Annotated in this window: 6 protein-coding genes; 2 read left to right on the forward strand and 4 right to left on the reverse strand. The window is 62.6% G+C overall.

What is annotated here, in order from left to right; all coding sequences use genetic code 11:
• Positions 1-62: 62 nt before the first annotated feature.
• Positions 63-728, forward strand: a complete 666-nt coding sequence (locus AC3WLP_RS25080; protein WP_003249070.1) for a TetR/AcrR family transcriptional regulator — start codon at positions 63-65, stop codon at positions 726-728.
• A 35-nt stretch (positions 729-763) separates the two neighbouring features.
• Positions 764-1,618 (forward strand): sulfurtransferase, encoded by an 855-nt coding sequence (locus tag AC3WLP_RS25085; protein ID WP_012053971.1) that lies wholly within the window; start codon positions 764-766, stop codon positions 1,616-1,618.
• A 118-nt stretch (positions 1,619-1,736) separates the two neighbouring features.
• On the opposite strand, the gene AC3WLP_RS25090 is transcribed toward AC3WLP_RS25085, so the two are convergent.
• The 4 genes from AC3WLP_RS25090 to rsmD all read right to left on the reverse strand — a co-directional run.
• Positions 1,737-2,729 carry a hydrolase gene (locus tag AC3WLP_RS25090; RefSeq protein WP_012053970.1) on the reverse strand — a complete coding sequence of 331 codons (993 nt, stop codon included), beginning with the start codon at positions 2,727-2,729 and terminating at the stop codon, positions 1,737-1,739.
• Positions 2,730-2,789: 60 nt separating this feature from the next.
• A complete protein-coding gene (locus AC3WLP_RS25095; protein ID WP_088512582.1) occupies positions 2,790-4,160 on the reverse strand; it encodes a M16 family metallopeptidase in 1,371 nt (456 codons plus the stop codon).
• On the reverse strand, positions 4,153-5,454 hold the full coding sequence (locus tag AC3WLP_RS25100) for a M16 family metallopeptidase (protein WP_088512581.1): 1,302 nt from the start codon (positions 5,452-5,454) through the stop codon (positions 4,153-4,155). The genes AC3WLP_RS25095 and AC3WLP_RS25100 overlap by 8 nt, the downstream gene beginning before the upstream one ends.
• 90 nt (positions 5,455-5,544) lie before the next feature.
• Positions 5,545-6,132 (reverse strand): 16S rRNA (guanine(966)-N(2))-methyltransferase RsmD (rsmD, locus tag AC3WLP_RS25105; protein ID WP_103340292.1); only part of this gene is annotated, 588 nt, incomplete at its 5' end.

The following is a 6,132-nucleotide window of genomic DNA, read 5'->3' on the forward strand; positions in this document are numbered from 1 at the left end:
TTCCATCTGTAATACGCCGTAAGATAAACCTTTGATGAAAGCCCGCAGACTGGGAGCTGAGCATGGCCCCGCGCATGAAGACCCGAGAGCGCATCGTGCAGAACAGCCTGGAGCTGTTCAACCAGCAGGGCGAACGCAGCGTCAGTACCAACCACATTGCCGCGCACATGGAAATCTCGCCCGGCAACCTGTATTACCACTTCCCCAACAAGCAGGCGATCATTGCCCTGTTGTTCAGCCAGTACGAAGCGCTGGTGGACAGCTTTCTGCGCCCGCCGCAGGGCCGCGCGGCAACCGTGGAAGACAAGCGCTTCTACCTCAAGGCCTTGCTGGCGGCGATGTGGAACTACCGCTTCTTGCACCGTGACCTGGAACATCTGCTGGACAGCGATGCCGAACTGGCCGCCCGTTACCGGCGTTTTTCCGAACGCTGCCTGCGCCAGGGCCAGGCGATCTACCGCGGCTTCGTCGAGGCAGGGATCCTGGCCATGGTGCCGGCGCAGATCGAATCGCTGACCATCAATGCCTGGATCGTGCTGACATCATGGGTACGTTTTCTCAGCACCACGCGTGAACATTCCGCGCACTTGGGTGAAGAAGCCTTCAAGCGCGGCGTCTATCAGGTGTTGGTGCTGGAGCTCGGTTTCGTCACCGACAATGCCCGTCCTGCCGTGGACGCGCTGTGTCAGGAATTCCATGTACCGTTCAACCAGGCCCTGGAGCACTAGCCCAGGGCTCTTGTGCCATCGATCAGGAGATTGTCATGCCCCTTGCGCAATTGATCACCCCGCAGCAGTTGGCCGAGCGTCTGGGCTCGCCCAAGTTGGTGATCCTCGACTGCCGCTTTGCCCTCGAGGATGTGGACTATGGCCAGCGCAGCTATGCCCAGGGGCATATTGAGGGGGCGCATTTTGCCGACCTGGACCGGGATCTCAGCGGGCCGGTGAGCAAGGGGCGCACCGGGCGCCACCCGCTGCCCGATGCCCAGCGGCTGGTCGAGCGCCTGCGAGAGTGGGGCCTGGACAATGACAGCGAGGTGGTGCTGTATGACGACGGCCCCGGCGCCTTTGCCGCCCGCGCCTGGTGGCTGCTGGTCTGGCTGGGCAAGCGCAGCGGTGTGGCGATTCTGGACGGTGGCCTGAAGGCCTGGCACGCGGCGCACCTGCCGTTGAGCCTGGACCCGCCGCCCAAACGTGAGGGCACTTTCAGTGGGGAACCTGACGCGAAGCTGCTGATCGATGCCGACCATCTGGGCAAGCGCCTTGGTAGTGCAGACCTGACCTTGATCGATGCGCGTGCCTTGCCGCGTTTTCGCGGTGAAGTGGAGCCTATCGACCCGGTGGCAGGGCATATTCCCGGGGCCCAGTGCGCGGCGTTTACCGACAACCTGGGGGCTGACGGGCGTTTTTTGCCGGCGGATCAGCTAAAGCAGCGTTTTGCCGAAAAGCTGGGTGGACGAGCGCCGGAGCAGTTGGTGTCTTATTGCGGGTCTGGGGTAACCGCTTGCCATAACCTGTTTGCAATGGCCCTGGCGGGGTACCCGCTGGGCAAGCTGTATGCGGGGTCGTGGAGCGAGTGGATCAACAACCCGCAGCATGCTGTGGCCACCGGCGAGTAAGCAGACCGGGTTGAGCCCCTGTAGGAGCGGGCCCCCGCGGTGGTTGGCACCGGCAATGTCGGTGTACGTGGGCATGCCCGCTCCCACAGGGGACGTGCAGCCTTTACGCATTCGAGCGCTAGCTACCGTCCACCAGCCACTGCGGAATCCGTCGTTCCAGGTAGTACCCCGGATTTCGCAGGCTGCCATCGACAAAGCCCACATGCCCACCGCGGTCATGCAGTTCGAAGCGGGTTTGTGGTGACAGTTCACGGGTCGTCGGCAGGCTGTGGCTGGACACGAAGGGGTCATCGCTGGAATGGATGATCAGCGTTGGCGTGCGGTTCTGGCCGAGGAAGAAGTGGCTGGATGAGCGACGATAGTAGTCGTGCGCATCGCGAAAGCCATTGAGCGGTGCAGTGACTTTACCGTCGAAGTCCCAGAATGTGCGCAAGTTGGTGAGTTGGCCCAGGCGCTCCAGTGTCGCCAGCTGTTCATGCTGGCCTTGGTCGTGGAAGTGCCGCTGCTTGAGCTGAACATACGCCAGCATCTCGCGCATGAAATGCGCCTGATACACCTTGGAGAACCCTTGGCCGATACGGTCGGCGCAGTGGTCCAGGCGAAACGGCACCGAAACTGCAGCCGCTGCCTCCAGTTGGCTGGCGACGCCGCTCTCACCCAGGTATTTCAACAATACATTGCCACCCAGCGAATAACCCACTGCATACAGCGGCGCCAGCGGGCGCTGGGCGCGAAGATGGCTGACAATTTCCGCCAGGTCTTCGCTGGCGCCGGAATGGTAACTGCGCGGCAACAGGTTGGGCTCGCCTGAACAACCCCGCCAGTTCACTGCCACACTGGCCCAGCCGCGACCTTGCAGCGCTTGCTGCAAGCCTTTCACGTAAGGCGAGTGAGACGAGCCGGTCAGCCCATGCAGCACCAGTACCAGTGGCGCATGGGGTTGGTGCGGGCCATGCCAGTCCAGATCGATGAAGTCGCCGTCGGCCAGCCACAGTCGCTCGCGTTCACGCTGCAGCTCAGGCAGCTTGCGCCAGAGTGGCCCCCACAGGGTCTGCAGGTGGGGATTGGACAGGCCGATGGCCGGACGGAATGTGGCGTTGTGGCTGGGCATGCTGGGTGGCTCATGATGTGCCTTGCTAGCTTGCCACGAAACAGCGCCACAGTACCTGCGCTATTGGTCGGGGGCTGGCAGCGGCTGTTGCTGAACGCCTGGTCCGACACTGACAAGTACCTTGCGGCTCAGGGCCAGCCGGCGCTGCATGACGGCTCGGACATCTGCCGGGGTAAGTTCGGCAATACGGGCGCTGTACGTGTCGAGATGATCGGCAGGTTGCCGCTGATGGGTTACTTCCGTCAGCAGTGTTGCCAGTTGCCTGTTCTGCGCGATCCCTCGCAGCAACTGCCCTTCCAGCTGTTTGCGTGCCAGTTGCAGCTCCAGCTGGGTGGGCCCTTGGTCGATGAACGCCTGCAGCAGGGTTTCTACCAGTGCCTGCGAGCCCTGCACATGCTGGGGCGCAACCTCCCATTCCACGGTGAACAGGCCGCCTGCACTCAATGGCAATACATGCGTGTGCACGCCGTAGGTCAGGCCGCGTCGTTGGCGCAACTCCACCATCAAGCGCGACTCGAGGCCCTCTCCCAGAACAGCACTTGCCAAGGTCAGGGCCAGAAACTCCGGATCGTTGGCGGGTACGTTCATGGGCAGTGCCAGCAGGACCGCACTGCTGGCACCGGCCTGTTCGACGGCTATCGTCGCGCTGGGGGCCGATGGGGCTGCCGGCAGTTCGGTGGCCGACCAGCCTTGCGGCAGGGCCTGGCTGATCTGCTGTGAGATGGCTTGGGCTTGTGCAAGGGAAAGGTCGCCTACCACGACCATCTCAAGGTTGCTGGCGCAGTAGGCGCGTTGGTGGAATGACCGCAAGTCCTCAGGGGTAATGGCCTCGATACCTTGAGCGGTGCTGCCCAGAGGGTTGCCGTAAGGATGCCCGTTGAACAGGTGGCGGAAGACTTCGCTACGTGCTCTGAAAATGGGTAGCCGCTCGCGCGATGCATGGTTTTGCAGCAACTGGCGCTTGATCTTGGTCAGGGCCATTGGGTGGAAGACAGGGTGGGCCACGAGGTCGGTAAGCAGCGCCAAGGCCGGGTCGAGCAAAGAAGGAGGGCTAAGGCTGCGCAGGCGCAGCGTCGCATGTTCCAGACGTACTTGTTTTTCCATGACCGCGCCCAGACGCTCCAGGTGCTCAGCCTGCTGGGCAGCCGTGTAGGCCTGGCTACCCTCATCGAGCATGGAGAGCGTCAAGGCTGCCAGGCCAGGGTACAGAGTGTCCTGCGTAGTGCCGGCCTTGAACCGTAGTATCACGTCAACGATTGGCAGTTCCCGTGCTTCAACGAATTTGACGTCCGTGCCCGCAGTCGTCTTCCACGCTTGAACCTGTGTATGGATGGTTTCGAACTGGTCCAGGTCAAGTCCCTGGGCAGAGAGCAGCCCGCCGTAAAGGTTGTTGGCTCCGGCAGGCTGTTGCGGGGTCGTTGAGTCAGTCATGAGCGCTTTCCTTGTGGTGCGTGAACGTGAAGGCTGCACGGGAATCGGTGAGGAATTCATAGGCAGCCAGGCCTACCTGCTCGGCTGTCACGGTCTCGATGGCCTGTTGTTCTTCCTCGAGCGAAATAACCGGCAAGCCACAGGCGGCCTGTTTACCCATGGTTTGGGCCTGTTCGGCAATGTCGTCCCGTTCGAAAATCAGCCTGGCCAGCAGACGAGCCTTGGCACGTTGCAGGTGTTCCTTGGCTGGCGCTGATTGGCGAAACGCTTCGATTTCCTGCATCAGCCGCTCGGCCGCGGTCTCCGGGGTTACGTGCGGGCTGCAGAGCGCGTAAAGGGTCAGCAGGCTGTCACCGCGCTGCCAGGGTTCATAGGTCGCTTTCATGTATTGCAGGATGGGTTCGTCCAGCAGCAGCCTGCGCTGGAGGATGCTGCTGTAGCCGTTGGCAAGCAGATCGGGAAGTAGACGCAGTGCGTAGGCCTGCCTGGCAGACTGCGCGGTACGCTGGCTGGGTAGTTTGAAGCTTATGATCGCGCCGTTGTGCAAGCCTGGCAGGCGCAGCGTCTGAAAACGCCGGCCGTGGGAGGAGGGCCCCGTGGGTAAGGGCTGCATCGGCAAGCGATGGGCGGGGATCGCCGCAAAGTGGCGCGTCACCAAGGTTTGCAGTTGTAGCAGGCTGATGTCGCCGGCCACGGCGAGGGTGGCATTGTTGGGGTGATACCAGGTCTGGTACCAGGTACGCGCTGCGGCTGGAGTGAGGCTCTCCAGATCTGACAGGTGGCCAATGACAGGCGTGCCATGGCCACTATTGCCGTAAGCCAGCAAGTCGTGATGCTCCAGTGCCAATGCCCAAGGATTGTTGTCCACTGCCTCGCGCCGCTCAGCCATGACCACTGCCAGTTCCCGAGCAAAGGGCGTATCGCCGAGGGTGGCACTGGCCATGACATCAGCCATGGCCTCCAGGGCAATTTCCAGGTGGCGGGTTGGCAAGGTGAGCGGAAATACCGTGGCATCCGCATAGGTGAATGCATTCGGGTCGCCGCCCAAGCGGGTCATGAGGGTTGAGTACTGGCCAGGCGCCAGCTTGCTGCTGCCCTCGAACAGTAGATGCTCCAAGGCATGGGACAGGCCGGTGTGGCCTTCAGGTTCGTAGCTGGAGCCTACGTGGTACCACAGCTGCACGCTGACCAGTGGCGCACGGTGGTCTTCACGCAGGCAGACGTGCAGGCCGTTGGCGAGGGTAAAAGAACCTTTCGAGCCTGCCATTAGCGGCGGGGAGGGGTGTTCGGCCATGGTTGAACTGCTCCTTCAGGAAATGAAGGAGCAGCTTCAACCATGGCGCAGATGGGGTGCGGTAACTAAGTACACACAACCCGCGGGTAATCAGCCCCGCTGCCAGAGCGCGTAGTGCACCTGGCCGGTCTTCTTCTCGCGGTGCAGGCGCCAGTTGCCTGGCAGCTGCAAGGTCGAGGGTGCCGCTTCGCTTTCTGTGTAGACCCATGCCTGCTCGCTCAACCACTGATGCTGCTCCAGCATGTTGCAGGTGTTGGCCAGTAAGTCCTGGTGGAACGGCGGGTCGAGAAACACGACATCGAACTGCTGCTTGGCCGGGCCTTGCAGGTAGCGCAGGGCGTCGGTTTGCAGAATTTGCCCGCGAGGACAGCGCAGGATTTCGAGGTTGTTCTTCAGGTTGGCGATGGCCGCAGGGTTGCTGTCCAGCGCCACGGCATCCTCGGCCCCACGGGACAGGGCTTCGAGCACCAAGGCACCGCTGCCGGTGAAGGCGTCCAGCACGCGGGCGCCCTCGATGTAGGGTGCCAGCCAGTTGAATACGGTTTCCCGTACGCGGTCAGGCGTTGGCCGCAGGCCTTCGCCTTCCGGCACCGCCAGGCGGCGGCTGCGCCACTCGCCGGCGATGATGCGCAGGTGGCCCTGGCCCTTGCTTTGGCCCGCTTGCGGGCGGGCGGGAGG

Source organism: Pseudomonas sp. FW305-E2 (assembly GCF_058782925.1).